The sequence below is a fragment of the Polynucleobacter sp. IMCC 29146 genome (assembly GCF_021395195.1).
Lineage (GTDB): Bacteria > Pseudomonadota > Gammaproteobacteria > Burkholderiales > Burkholderiaceae > Polynucleobacter.
The window spans coordinates 255,550-269,971 of sequence record NZ_JAJVCR010000001.1; the positions used below are offsets into that span (position 1 = coordinate 255,550).

Below are 14,422 nucleotides of genomic sequence, written 5' to 3' on the forward strand. Positions count from 1 at the left end.
CTAGCAATAATGGATCTCAACAATCGAGTGCTAATTTTAGCCTTACTAGCCTAAAATTACTCGTATGGATTTTCATAAGGCGGCATTAATGGCTCTTCATCTGTAGTACGTCCGTCATTAATTTGATATGCGCGCCGCTGAATATAAGAATCTCTTAAAAAGGTGTACTTATCGATTGCCGCACCATCTAGCAAATCTCCGGCTTCGTAATACGTATTACGTGCATTAATTACTCGCAACGCAGTAATTGAGTTGCGTAAACCAATATCTTTTACGTATGTAAATAAATAGTCGGATTCGAGATCGGCAACCGTGCCAAAAGTATCGCGTACCGAACTTGGACCAAAGAAGGGTAACACGACATAGGGCCCAGCAGGCACACCCCAAACCCCAAAGGTTTGACCCCAATCTTCTTTGTGTTTATCCAGGCCTGCGGGGGTAGCAACATCGAGCAAGCCCCCAAGACCAAAAATGGTATTGACCATTACGCGCATGAAATCATTAAATGCTAAAGCGGGCTTACCTTGTAATAAATTATTTAAGGCAGTATAAATATCGTTATAGTTTCCAAAAACATTATAAATACCAGTACGTACTATTTCAGGCAAAATAAAACGATACGCCGCCGTAATTGGTTTGAGTAAATATTCGTCGAGCACCTCATTAAAAGCAAAAACAGCTCGATTCATGGGTTCCCAAGGATCGGCCTCAGAGGGTTGAGTGCCAGCAGGAATGCTAGCGCAAGCGAATAACAGCGTCGACACGAGCGTCACTAAAGCACGCCGTAAAACTATTTTCACTTACTTGCGCCTGTAGTGCTGCCTTTATCTTGTCCGCTATCGGCAGCTTTGTTATATAAAAATTGACTAATCAAACTTTCAAGCACGATGGCTGATTGAGTCTGGGTAATCTTGCTACCTTGCGCCAACATCTGGTCAGCGCCACCGGCCTCAAGACCGATATATTGCTCGCCCAACAAACCCGAAGTCAAAATTTTGGCCGAGGAATCTTGCGGAAATTTATAATTTGTATCTAGGGTTAAAAGTACAGTAGCTTGATATGTACTGTCATCAAAAGAAATACTGCCCACCCGACCCACGACTACCCCGGCACTTTTTACTGGCGCACGTGGTTTTAGCCCGCCAATATTGTCAAAGCGCGCCGTTACAGTGTAAGTAGGTTGAAATGAAATCGCATTCATATTCCCCACTTTTAGCGCTAAAAATAAAGCAGCCAATAGGCCAATAGCGACAAATAACCCAACCCAAATATCAATTGCTCTTTTTCTCATAAGAATCTCAGTTTATTCCCTCAATATTTCAATTCGAAAACATCAATGCGGTTAGCAAAAAATCAAGCGCTAGGACGGTCAAGGAAGATAGCACCACTGTGCGAGTCGTGGCGCGCGAAACGCCCTCTGGAGTTGGCTTAGCCTCGTACCCTTGATACAAGGCAATAAAGGTGACAGCCACTCCAAAGACAAGGCTTTTAATAAAACCATTACCAATATCGCTAAATAAATCGACGCCACCTTGCATCTGTGCCCAAAATGCACCGGTATCTACCCCAATTAACGGTACTCCAACTAAATAGCCGCCAAAAATACCGACAGCAGTAAATATGGTCGCCAAAATCGGCATTGCAATCATTCCGGCCCATAAGCGCGGTGCCATCACGCGCCGCAAAGGATCAACCGCCATCATTTCCATCGCCGTTAATTGTTCGCCTGCTTTCATGAGACCAATTTCAGCCGTTAATGAAGTGCCTGCGCGCCCAGCAAAAAGCAGGGCCGTAATGACTGGGCCAAGCTCGCGCGTTAAAGATAAAGCCACCAATAGGCCCAGTGCTTGCTCTGAGCCATACCGGTTTAAGGTGTAATAACCTTGCAAGCCCAATACAAAACCCACAAATAAACCCGAGACTGCAATGATGACAAATGAATGGTTACCAAGAAAAAGAATTTGATCTAAAACTAAACTGGGTCTACGCAACAGCGAGCCAGAACGCAACAAAATGGCCAAAAACATGCGCGTAGCGTAACCAAGGTCGGTAACATTTCTACGTATAAAAAACCCCAGGTCAGCAAAAAAATCGAGGGTTTTGTGAAGCGCTAAATTCGCCATTACACCCTCATCTCAAAATCATCTTGCAAACTCAGTCCAGGATAATGAAATGGCACTGGGCCATCGGGTGAAGCGTCCAAAAATTGGCGTACAAAGGGATCAAGCGAATGACTTAACTCTGCTGGCGTGCCTTCAGCGCCAATTTTGCCATTGGCAATGAAATACACATAGTCTGCAATTGCAAAAGTTTCTTCGACATCATGAGTTACTAAGAGGCTAGTGGAACCAAGTGCATCATTTAAATTACGAATTAAGCGTGCCGTAATCCCCAATGAAATTGGGTCTAGTCCGGCAAATGGTTCGTCATACATAATTAGTGGTGGATCTAGTGCGATGGCACGCGCTAAGGCAACCCGCCTTGCCATGCCGCCCGAAATTTGCGCCGGCATTAAATCACGAGCTCCACGTAAGCCCACAGCATTTAATTTCATCAGCACCAAGGTCTGCAGTAAGGCTTCATTTAAGTCAGTGTGTTCACGCAAAGGAAAGGCCACATTTTCAAAAACACTGAGATCGGTAAAAAGTGCGCCGAATTGAAAAAGCATCCCCATCCGTCTGCGGGCGTGCATCAATTGCGCTGTGCTTAGCTTGCCGATATCTTGGCCTTCAAATATAACTTGGCCACGCTGCGCGGTATATTGACCACCAATTAAACGTAAGATGGTCGTCTTACCGCAACCTGAGCCGCCCATTACCGCAACGACTTGGCCACGCTTAAATTCCATATTTAAACCAGACAAAATTTGCCGCTCGCCTAGATTGTAGGAAAAATCAACGCCCCGAATGGCGACCACCACTTCTCCTGCAAAGCTTGAAGCTAAGGGTTGAGAGAGTGAGGGGGATAAACCTTTATGCATGCTGGCATTATCGAGGCAAAACGGAAGAGCCCATTAGAAACTCATCCACCGCACGCGCGCATTGGCGTCCTTCACGAATCGCCCAAACCACTAAAGATTGTCCGCGGCGCATATCGCCGGCAGCAAACACTTGTGGAATGTTCGTGTGATAGGCCTTTTGCCCATCTACAGTAGCTTTAGCGTTACCGCGTGCATCTTGCTCAACCCCAAATGCAGCCAGAATTTGCTGGGCGGGCGAAACAAAGCCCATTGCCAAAAGAACTAAATCGGCTTTGATTTCAAACTCTGAGTTGGGCATTTCGGCCATCTTGCCATCTTGCCACTCTAAGCGCACGCCAATTAATTTTTCTACTTTACCGTTTTTACCTTCAAAGCGTTTGGTTGCTACCGACCAATCACGCTCACAGCCTTCTTCATGTGAAGATGAGGTGCGTAATTTGGTCGGCCAATAGGGCCAAACTAAGGGGGTATTTTCGCGCTCAGGTGGTTGGGGCAAAAGTTCGAATTGGGTCACGTTTTTAGCCCCGTGTCGATTCGATGTGCCCACACAATCCGAACCCGTATCGCCGCCGCCAATCACCACAATATGCTTATCCGTAGCCCGAATTTCATTCGTACTATCACCAGCAACTTCTTTATTTTGCGGAATTAAAAATTCGAGCGCGTAATGAATGCCACTTAATTCTCTGCCTGGTACCGGCAAATCGCGCGGCTGCTCGGCGCCCCCCGAAATAATGACCGCATCAAATGTAGCAAGTAATTCTGCTGGATCTATAGTCTTGCTTGAGTAATTTTTAATTTTCTCGTGCAGAGCCTCTTTACCAACAAAAACGCTAGTTTTAAATACGACGCCCTCGGCTTGCATTTGTTCGACACGCCGATCAATGAGCCATTTTTCCATTTTAAAATCTGGAATGCCGTAACGTAATAAGCCGCCTACCCGATCATTTTTTTCATAGACGGTAACCTCATGGCCAACCCGAGCAAGTTGTTGCGCTGCCGCCATCCCTGCTGGGCCAGAACCAACAATTGCAATGCGCTTACCTGTTTTGTGTTTAGCTGGCTGTGGCTTAACCCAACCATTTTCCCAGCCTTTATCAATAATGGCGTGTTCAATAGACTTAATGCCAACCGGCGCGCGATTGATTGTTAGGGTGCACGCAGCCTCGCACGGCGCTGGACAAATACGTCCAGTAAACTCAGGAAAATTATTGGTTGAGTGCAAAACATCAAGCGCATTTTGCCAATCACCACGAAAAACTAAATCGTTAAAATCGGGGATGATATTGTTTACGGGGCAGCCGTTATTGCAAAAGGGAATGCCACAATCCATGCAGCGCGCGCCTTGCACTTGCGCCTCTGCGTCCTCTAAAGCCAGCACAAACTCTTTGTAATGATGAATGCGTTGCGTTGGTGCCTCGTAGGTCTCATTGACCCGCTCGAATTCCATAAAACCCGTAACCTTACCCATAACCCCTGTGTTCCTTTTCTTTACACTTACTTAAGCAGTAATTAATTTGTCTTGATTTTCTGACTTCAGCCAGAGCTCACCTAAAGCACGCTTATATTCGGTGGGCAACACTTTAATAAAGCGGTTACGCGCTTGCTCCCAGTCGGCCAAAATGGCTTTGGCACGCTCAGAACCCGTGTGGCGGAAATGCTGCTCAACCAAGCCTTTTAAAATCACCTCATCGCTTACGCGCTCGCCACCATCTTTCACATCGCTTGGCGCATGCCACTCTGACTGCGGCATTTGCGCAATTTGCTCTGCGCTGGTTAACACTTTCTCTAAGGTAACCATGCTGGTATTGCAACGCTTCTCAAATAAGCCATCTTCATCATAGACATAAGCTATACCGCCGCTCATGCCAGCAGCAAAGTTACGCCCCGTTTGACCCAGGACCACCACCGTCCCGCCAGTCATATACTCACAGCCGTGATCGCCTGTGCCTTCAACTACTGCTGTAGCCCCTGAATTACGCACTGCAAAACGTTCACCTGCTACGCCATTAAAAAATGCTTCGCCACTAATGGCGCCATATAAAACGGTATTGCCCACGATAATATTTTTTGCAGAATCGCCACGGAATTCATGGGGAGTACGTACAATAACGCAACCTCCCGACAAACCTTTGCCAACATAGTCATTGCCATCGCCAACTAAATCTAGCGTAATTCCGTGCGCCAAAAATGCGCCAAAACTTTGGCCCGCTGTGCCGTTCAACTGAATATGGATCGTATCCTTGGGCAAACCTTCATGCCCATGGTGTTGTGCTACTTCACCCGAAAGCATCGCACCCACAGTGCGATTGACGTTACGCACTGGCACGATAAAGGAAACCTTTTCACCACGCTCAAGAGCAGGCTCGCTTTTTTCAATCAAAATATGGTCAAGTGCGCTACCCAAATTATGATCTTGCTTTAATACTTGATATCGCGGTACATCAGCAGGGACCCGCGGAGCAGCAAATATTTTGCTGAAATCTAAACCACGGGTTTTCCAGTTCTCCACACCCTTACGCGTATCGAGCAAATCTACTCGCCCAATCAGATCATCAAATTTGCGAATACCAAGTTGGGCCATTAATTCACGTGCTTCTTCCGCAATATAAAAGAAGAAGTTCACCACATGCTCGGGCTTACCTGCAAACCGTTTACGCAATTCAGGGTCTTGGGTAGCGACGCCAACGGGACAGGTATTTAAATGACACTTGCGCATCATGATGCAGCCCTCAACAACTAAGGGCGCCGTTGCAAAACCAAATTCATCCGCGCCTAACAATGCGCCAATCACGACATCCCGACCCGTTTTCATTTGACCATCAGCCTGCACGCGTATTCGGCTGCGCAAACGATTCAATACTAAAGTTTGCTGGGTTTCAGCCAAACCCAATTCCCACGGTGAGCCGGCGTGCTTAATAGATGACAATGGCGAAGCCCCTGTGCCACCATCATGACCGGCAATGACCACATGATCGGCTTTCGCTTTAGCGACACCAGCAGCAACCGTACCAACACCCACTTCAGAAACTAATTTGACTGATACATCAGCGGCAGAATTCACATTTTTTAAATCATGTATTAGCTGGGCGAGATCTTCAATCGAATAAATATCATGGTGTGGTGGCGGTGAAATTAAGCCTACACCAGGCACGGAAAAGCGCAAGTTGCCAATGTAATCCGATACCTTACTACCTGGCAATTGGCCCCCCTCACCAGGCTTTGCGCCTTGAGCCATCTTAATTTGCATTTGATCTGCACTACGCAAATATTGGGCGGTTACACCAAAACGACCTGAAGCGACTTGTTTAATTTTAGAGCGCAATGAATCACCCTCTTGCAGTGGAATGTTGGCCTCCACCACATCACTGCCAAGAATACTGGCGAGGGTTTCGCCTTTTTTAATTGGAATACCCTTTAGTTCATTAATATAGCGATTGGGGTCTTCTCCACCTTCACCCGTATTTGATTTTCCACCAATCCGATTCATGGCAATTGCTAAGGTGGCATGAGCCTCGGTCGAAATCGAGCCCAATGACATTGCGCCCGTTGCAAAGCGTTTAACAATTTCTTTAGCAGGCTCTACCTCATCGAGTGAGATAGCCTTGGCTGGATCAATTTTAAATTCAAATAAGCCCCGCAAAGTCATTTGCCGCTTACTTTGATCATTAATGATGTTGGCGTACTCTTTATAGGTTTGATAGCCTTTTTCTGGCCCAATGCGGGTTGCGTGCTGCAGCTTGGCAATCGTATCAGGCGTCCACATGTGGTTTTCACCGCGAATCCGATAAGCATATTCTCCGCCAGCTTCGAGCATATTAGTTAAGACTGGGTCATCACCAAATGCAGCTTGGTGCATCTGTAAAGCCTCTTCGGCTACCTCAAATACCCCGATGCCACCGACATTAGATGAGGTGCCCTTGAAATATTGGTTGATTACCTCTTGATTTAAACCAATGGCCTCAAAAATTTGTGAGCCGGTGTACGACATATAGGTTGAGATGCCCATTTTGGACATCACTTTTTGTAATCCCTTGCCAACTGCCTTTACAAAATTCTTGATCGCCTTTTCGGCCGATAAGTCTCCAGGAAGACCCTGAGCCATTTGCGCTAAAGTTTCCATTGCAAGATAAGGGTGGATTGCTTCAGCGCCATAACCCGCTAATAAAGCAAAGTGATGGGTTTCGCGTGCACTGCCCGTTTCAACGACCAAGCCAACACTAGTGCGCAAACCTTTTTCAACTAAATGCTGATGAATGGCTGACGTTGCTAACAATGCAGGTATGGCCACATGATGTTGATCTACCTGACGATCGCTAACAATTAAGATGGTATAGCCTGAACGCACAGCATCAGCCGCCTCGGCACACAGTGACGCTAGCCGCGCTTCAATACCAGCTTTACCCCAGGCGGCTGGATAGCAAATATCCAATTCGTAAGAGCGAAACTTACCATTAGAGTAATGCTCAATGTGACGAATTTTAGTGATGTCAGCGAAATCAAGAATCGGTTGACTCACTTCTAAGCGCATAGGCGGATTAATATTATTGGTATCCAATAAATTGGGCTTAGGACCAATGAACGATACCAATGACATCACTAGATTTTCGCGAATAGGATCAATCGGCGGATTAGTTACCTGCGCAAATAATTGCTTAAAGTAGTTATAAAGTGATTTATTTTTATTTGATAACACCGCCAAGGGGCTATCGTTACCCATCGAGCCAATGGCTTCCTCGCCGGCGCTAGCCATTGGAGCCATTAAGTATTTCAAATCTTCTTGGGTGTAACCAAAGGCCTGTTGGCGGTCGAGTAATTTCGCGATAGGTCGAATGACGCGTTTTTCGTCAAGGCGATCGCTTGCACTTACGGTAACCTCATCTAACTTAATGCGTACTGCATCAAGCCAGCTTTTATAAGGCTTTGCTTTAGCAACCGCGTCTTTTAACTCAACGTCTTCAATAATGCGGCCCTGTTCCATATCAATCATGAACATTTTGCCGGGCTGTAAGCGCCACTTATGAACAATCTTGCTTTCAGGTATTGCTAATACTCCAGCCTCGGATGCCATGATGACAAGATCATCGTCGGTTACGTAATACCGTGCGGGGCGTAAACCGTTACGATCAAGGGTTGCGCCAATTTGACGTCCATCGGTAAATGCCATCGCTGCTGGACCATCCCAAGGCTCCATCATCGAGGCATGGTACTCATAAAAAGCCCGCCGATTGACGTCCATCAAATTGTGTTGTTCCCAAGCTTCAGGAATCATCATCATCATGGCTTGCGCCATAGGATAGCCAGCCATTACTAGTAATTCAAGGCAGTTATCAAAACAGGCTGTGTCCGATTGCCCCGGATAGATTAGTGGCCATAATTTTTGTAAGTCATCCCCTAATACGGGTGAACTAATTGCGCCAGTGCGCGCATTAATCCAATTGACATTCCCTTTTACGGTATTAATTTCGCCATTGTGCGCAATCATGCGGTAAGGATGAGCTAACTCCCAAGCAGGAAAGGTATTCGTTGAAAAGCGCTGATGCACTAATGCCAAGGCTGAAACGGTACGTTCATCAGTTAAGTCTTGATAGTAGGCTCCAACTTGGTTGGCTAAGAGCAAGCCTTTATAAACAATGGTACGAGCCGACATCGAAGTGACGAAATATTCTTTACCATGTTTTAAATGTAAATCTTGAATTGCATGGCTAGCTGTTTTGCGAATAACGTACAGCTTACGCTCAAGGGCATCAGTCGTCATAATGTCGCGCCCACGCCCAATAAAAATTTGCCGAATGACGGGCTCGGTTTTTCTCACCGTCGGTGACATGGGCAATTGAACGTCTACTGGTACATCACGCCAACCTAATACCGTTTGTCCTTCAAGACGTACTGTCCGCTCTAATTCCTGTTCACAGGCCAACCGGGATGCGTTCTCTTTAGGTAAAAAAATCATGCCGACGCCATACTCGCCTAAGGGCGGTAGAGTTACACCTTGTAAAGCCATTTCATCCCGATACAGTTGATCGGGTATTTGAATCAAAATGCCAGCGCCATCACCCATCAGCGGATCAGCGCCAACTGCGCCACGATGATCTAAGTTCTCGAGGATTTTTAATCCCTGCGTGATGATATCGTGGGATTTTTTGCCTTTGATATGCGCCACAAATCCTACGCCACAGGCATCATGTTCATTTTGTGGGTCATAAAGCCCTTGTTTAACAGGGCGTAATTCAGTTGTCATCATCATCAATCTCGCGGTGGAGCTTAAAAAATTAGCAGCATTACTAGTTGGGAGAAACTAATATAGGGGAATACCCCTTTAGATGCAATAGAAATAAAATGACTCTGTCCCAATTAACGAATAGACAGTACGTTCATTTTAGCTTATTGGGGACAGATTCGTTAAATTCTCTGCCTAGGGCGCCCACGTGGCCGAATTTGTACCACGTCTAAGGGACTCTTAAAAAGTTGCATAGCCGTTGCCTGAGAAATCCAAGGCTTTGATTTCAATAGGTATTCTGTTATTTCTAGGTCTTCACGGTGGGGGGAGCCCTCCTGTACAAAGTGCTGCCAGGCTAATTGCCGTTCAAATGGAGTATTTCCTAAGGCCCAAAAGCTGGAATGGTCGACTAACCATGGCTCTACCTTTTCTCCAGTATGGCTAAGGTAGCTAGTCCAACTAGAAGCGGCGGGGCTTGATTCATAACCAGCCCGAACAGGATTTAATTCTAAATACCGTTGGCAACGTAAAAAATGTTCAGCGTCAATGAGTGAAGAACGGTATCGCCCTTCCCAAATTGTTCCAGAGCGATTTTGCTGCTGATTGCAGTATTGAGCATACCTGCGACCTAAGGACTGCATGGTTTTTGCTAGGGAATGCGCATGCTGGGGGGTTAAAAGACAATGTAGATGATTCGGCATTAAAGCAAATGCATGCACCGTACACCCAAATTCTTTAGCCGCTTCGCGTAACCAATCTAAGTAAATGCGGCGATCTGCCGAATTAAAAAAAAGCGTTTGGCGATTATTACCTCGAGCCATGACATGCATAGCTTGACCTGGAATCACGATGCGTGCTTGACGGGCCATAATTCAGGTCGTCAACTAGTTGAGTTGGCGAATACCACCCTGCGGAGCAAATTCAGGAATAAACCAATCGCCATCAAATTGCGTTACGCCATCTGGGACAACGCGCGCCTCTTCTGGTGAGCCTCTTAGTGCCGTGGTCATATATGAAATCCAAATTGGTAAGGCAAGGCCGCCGCCGGTTTCCCGATCACCCAAACTCGCAGGCTTATCAAAACCAATCCATGCAATTGCCACGACTTTTGGGTTATACCCTGCAAACCAGGCATCATGTGAGTCGTTAGTCGTACCTGTTTTGCCAGCTATATCAGTTCGTCCTAATTTTGCTCGTGCACTTGCAGCAGTGCCAGTTTTAGTTACCTCTTGCAACATGCTATCAATCACAAATGCCGTTCTCGCATCTAGCACTCGCGTGCCACTTTCATGTACCCGCACGGGTTGAGCCTCAAATAACACCACCCCTTTGTTGTCGATCATTTTGTCAATTAAAAAAGGGTCCACTCGATAACCCCCGTTGGCAAAAACACTATACGCTGCTGCCATTTGTAATGGGGTAACTGAGCCTGCGCCCAAAGCTAAGGTTAAGTAAGGTGGGTGTTTTTCTGGCTCAAAACCAAAACGCTGAATATATTCCTGCGCATACGAGGGGCCAATAGTGCGTAATAGGCGCACCGAAACTACGTTTTTGGATTTTGCTAAGGCAGTACGCAAGCGCATCAGCCCCTCATACTTCCCATCATAATTTTTCGGCTCCCAAGCTTGACTGCCGGTTTCTAAAATACCAATCGAAATCGGCGCATCATTAACAACGGTGCTGGGTGAAAATCCTTTTTCAAGTGCTGCGGCATAAATAAAGGGCTTAAACGAGGAGCCTGGTTGGCGCATTGCCTGTGTCACATGATTAAATTGCGTACGATGAAAATCAAAACCGCCTACCAAGGATAAAATTGCGCCAGTTTCTGGATTCATCGATACGAATGCCGCTTCAACTTGTGGAAGTTGGGCCAACTTCCACATGCCATCTTCAGCTAACAAGCGCACTATCGCTCCAGGCCGTAAGCGCTTCTTGGGCTGTGCGCTATCAGTGAGTGTGGCTAAGGCTAGTTTCATGCCGTCGCCTTTGATTACAATGACATCTCCCGTCGCAATCATCACCTCAAGCTCTTTAGGCTTGACTGCCAATACCACGCCTGACTGAAGCTCATCGAGCGGTGGATGCTCAAGCAAAGCATCATCAATGGCCCGTTGGCGCTTTAAATTATCTACTGGCAATTCAATAAAGCCCTCGGGACCACGATAAGCGTGCCGTAAGTCATACTCAAAAATACCTCGGCGCACTGCGCGGTAAGCCGCATCTTGATCAGCTTTTAAAAGTGTCGTGTACACATCTAAGCCTTGGGAATAAATTGCCTCACCATATTGGGCAAATAAAATTTGTCTTACCATTTCCGCAGCGAAATCAGCGCGGGTTCTAAATTCATTACCCAAGCCCCGCACGCGTAATTCCTCCTTCATCGCTTTATCGTATTCTGCGGGAGTAATATAGGATAAATCGCGCATCCGTTGCAAAATATATTCTTGGCGCGCTTTCGCACGACGATAATTAGTAACTGGGTTATAGGCTGATGGCGCCTTTGGTAAGCCGGCCAACATCGCTGCTTCGGCAATGCTAATTTCATGAATATCTTTACCAAAATAAATTTGCGCCGCGCTTGCAAAACCATAAGCGCGCTGACCCAAAAAAATTTGATTCATATAAATTTCAAGAATTTTGTCTTTACTCAGCTCAGCTTCAATTTTCCAGGCCAATAAAACTTCATAAATTTTGCGGCTAAAGGTTTTTTCATTTCCCAAGAAAAAATTTCGGGCAACTTGCATGGTTATAGTTGACGCACCTTGTGCCAAGCGGCCACGCAAATTAGCTAGTCCGGCACGCAACACTCCGAAATAATCAACTCCGCCATGGGAATAAAAACGATCATCCTCTATTGATAAGACCGCATTTTTCATTTGTTGCGGCATTTGATTTAGTGGCACTAACTTACGTCGCTCTTCGCCAAACTCACCAATTAAGACTTTATCTGCGGTATAAATTCGCAAGGGCACTTTAGGGTTGTAATCCGTTAAAGCGGAAATACTCGGTAAATTTGGCTTGGCCACAATAAAAGCGTAAGCCAACAGCAAGCTCAGTAAAATTGCCAAGACCAGCCCCAGAATTAATAAGGCTTTCACGAGCGGGCTACGAATCGCGGTCCAAAAAGAATGACCTCCGGAGTTCAAGCGAGGGCGAACCGTGCCGCTGGGCTGATTGCGTGCATTTGGTTTCAGGGGCGGCCTGTCTTGAGGGGTTTGTGCCATAAGTTTGAATTATAAGAGCCATGCCTAAATCGGCTTATTCCTACGCGTCTTTAAGCCTATGTTGCTAGATTTAGGAAAGAGTTTAGAAAAGAATAGGGGGTGCCGATACGTAAAATTACTTCCCAATCTTTTGATGCCATTTTGAGCGTGCTGGGTGATGATCCAGTCATGCAGAATCCAGTGACTTCAAGCCCGGAACCTGAGCTATCTGCTCGCCAGCAAAATAAACTGGCTGCCGAGGCCGCTCCAGCCGAAGCCAAGCACAGCCTTGGCCTGCAGCCGCCAGCACAAATACGCCACACCTTCGCCAAACCAGTCCAATGGATACCAAGTTTAATTGGCCTTGTATCCTTTGGCGCATTAGCTTGGACAATTAGCGCACTCATTGCTCTAGAGCAGAACACGCATTCCCAATTTGGCTTACTGGAAGCGCAAATCAATCGACTCAAGCAAGCCCTAACAGAACAAGAAGACACTGCAAGCAATTATCATGCGGAACTCAGCGAGCAACTCGACCAGATTTATACCGCACAACTTAGTGCAGGTTCTCGCAGCATTAAATCTGCTCATAATCCTATACGCCAAGAAGCGCTGGAGCTCAACCGTAAATTAAAGGCGGAAGAGGCCACCTTAAGTCAGTGGCGATATTTAGGCATGAGCACCGCTGGTCAAGGTACGGTAGCTTTTTTTCACACTGGTGATAAAACCCTATCCTTAGCTCTTCATACTGCGGTACTAGGTACATGGGTCTTAAGCGAAATTAGGGCAGAGCATGCCAAACTTACTGCAGCCACTGGACAGGTTGTCACGCTTAAATTAAAGCGTCAGCCATGAGGCTCAAGACCCACTCCTTTCGTAGCTACGCACGGCTCTGTTTAGCGCTATGGTTTTTATGGCTGCCGCTGCTCACACCAACTTATGCAGACTCATCGTTAACTGGGACCTCAACTAGCCCACAGAAGATAGCGCAGGCGGCTCAAGCAAAAACCATTAGCCTACATTTTGCCAATATTGAAGTCAGTACCTTACTCAAAGAATTGGCACGACTTGGGCAAACGAATTTTTTAATTAGCGAATCGATTCAAGGCACGATTTCAGTTGATTTGCAGCAGATTCCATGGGGTAGTGCGGTGCAATCAATCTTAGCTAGCAAAGGGTTGAGCATGCTAAGGCATGGCGATATTTTCTGGATTGGCCCCTACGCTGAAATTAATGCCTTTCAAAAACACCGTCGTGAAGATGCAGCCTTACCATTTGGGGGTGACCACGCACAGAGCCCTAAACAAATTTTAATCGAAGCCAGAATCGTTGAAGCTGATGACCGCTTTGCTCGTGATCTGGGTGCTAAGCTCAGCTTTCTGGGTGAAGGAGCGAGTTCGCATTTGAATCCTAAAATGAGCTCGGGTTTTGATTTAGCGGCCAATGGCTTAAATGGATTTAGTCCCGTCAGTGCCGCTGCCACTCTTTTATCTAAAAATGCTAGCCAGCTTTTACAGGCTGAACTTTCTGCGCTTGAAGCTCAAGGCCAAGGCAAAGTTATTTCGAATCCCCGCATCATGACCTCAGATCAAGTCAAAGCAACAATTGAACAGGGCACTGAATTACCTTATCAAGTTTCAACCCAAAGCGGCAGTAAATTGCAATTCCGTAAAGCAAATCTGCGTCTTGAGGTCATTCCTAAAATTCATCCTGATGGCATGATTTCGATGTTAGTTGGCATTACTAAAGACACCATTGGCATGAAAACTGAACAGGGCTATGCCATTGATACGAAAACGCTAAGCTCAGAAGTAACTGTAGAAAATGGGGGTACTGTCATTATTGGTGGAATTTATCAAACCATTGAGCGAGAAGACATCGTTAAGGTGCCCTTGCTTGGTGATATCCCCATTTTGGGCCATTTATTTAGGCATAGCGCCAAACTACACGATAAAAAAGAGTTGCTGGTTTTCTTAACCCCCACCGTCCTGCCCAAACCCTTATAAAATCAGGATGTGA

10 protein-coding genes are annotated in these 14,422 nt (G+C 46.3%); 2 read left to right on the plus strand and 8 right to left on the minus strand.

The window, feature by feature from the left end:
• Positions 1-56: 56 nt before the first annotated feature.
• From LZT22_RS01320 to LZT22_RS01355, 8 genes are all read right to left on the minus strand, one after another.
• On the minus strand, positions 57-800 hold the full coding sequence (locus LZT22_RS01320) for a VacJ family lipoprotein (protein WP_233923254.1): 744 nt from the start codon (positions 798-800) through the stop codon (positions 57-59).
• Positions 797-1,291, minus strand: coding sequence for an outer membrane lipid asymmetry maintenance protein MlaD (mlaD, locus tag LZT22_RS01325; RefSeq protein ID WP_233923255.1), 495 nt, complete (start codon positions 1,289-1,291; stop codon positions 797-799). Before mlaD ends, LZT22_RS01320 begins: the two co-directional genes overlap by 4 nt.
• Before the next feature lie 28 nt (positions 1,292-1,319).
• Complete coding sequence (gene mlaE / locus LZT22_RS01330; protein ID WP_233923256.1) at positions 1,320-2,123, minus strand: lipid asymmetry maintenance ABC transporter permease subunit MlaE; 804 nt, start codon at positions 2,121-2,123, stop codon at positions 1,320-1,322.
• Positions 2,123-2,980, minus strand: a complete 858-nt coding sequence (locus LZT22_RS01335; protein WP_233923257.1) for an ABC transporter ATP-binding protein — start codon at positions 2,978-2,980, stop codon at positions 2,123-2,125. The genes mlaE and LZT22_RS01335 overlap by 1 nt, the downstream gene beginning before the upstream one ends.
• Positions 2,981-2,987: 7 nt before the next feature.
• Complete coding sequence (locus LZT22_RS01340; RefSeq protein WP_233923258.1) at positions 2,988-4,451, minus strand: glutamate synthase subunit beta; 1,464 nt, start codon at positions 4,449-4,451, stop codon at positions 2,988-2,990.
• Positions 4,452-4,481: 30 nt separating this feature from the next.
• A complete protein-coding gene (locus LZT22_RS01345) occupies positions 4,482-9,221 on the minus strand; it encodes a glutamate synthase-related protein (protein ID WP_233923259.1) in 4,740 nt (1,579 codons plus the stop codon).
• A 161-nt stretch (positions 9,222-9,382) separates the two neighbouring features.
• Positions 9,383-10,069: a transposase gene (locus LZT22_RS01350; RefSeq protein ID WP_233923260.1), complete on the minus strand. Its 687-nt coding sequence runs from the start codon at positions 10,067-10,069 to the stop codon at positions 9,383-9,385.
• 15 nt (positions 10,070-10,084) lie between these two features.
• Positions 10,085-12,424: a penicillin-binding protein 1A gene (locus LZT22_RS01355; RefSeq protein WP_233923261.1), complete on the minus strand. Its 2,340-nt coding sequence runs from the start codon at positions 12,422-12,424 to the stop codon at positions 10,085-10,087.
• 99 nt (positions 12,425-12,523) lie between these two features.
• Between LZT22_RS01355 and LZT22_RS01360 the strand changes: the two genes are divergently transcribed.
• A complete protein-coding gene (locus LZT22_RS01360; protein ID WP_233923262.1) occupies positions 12,524-13,258 on the plus strand; it encodes a hypothetical protein in 735 nt (244 codons plus the stop codon).
• Positions 13,255-14,409, plus strand: a complete 1,155-nt coding sequence (locus LZT22_RS01365; protein WP_233923263.1) for a type II and III secretion system protein — start codon at positions 13,255-13,257, stop codon at positions 14,407-14,409. The genes LZT22_RS01360 and LZT22_RS01365 overlap by 4 nt, the downstream gene beginning before the upstream one ends.
• Positions 14,410-14,422 lie beyond the last annotated feature (13 nt).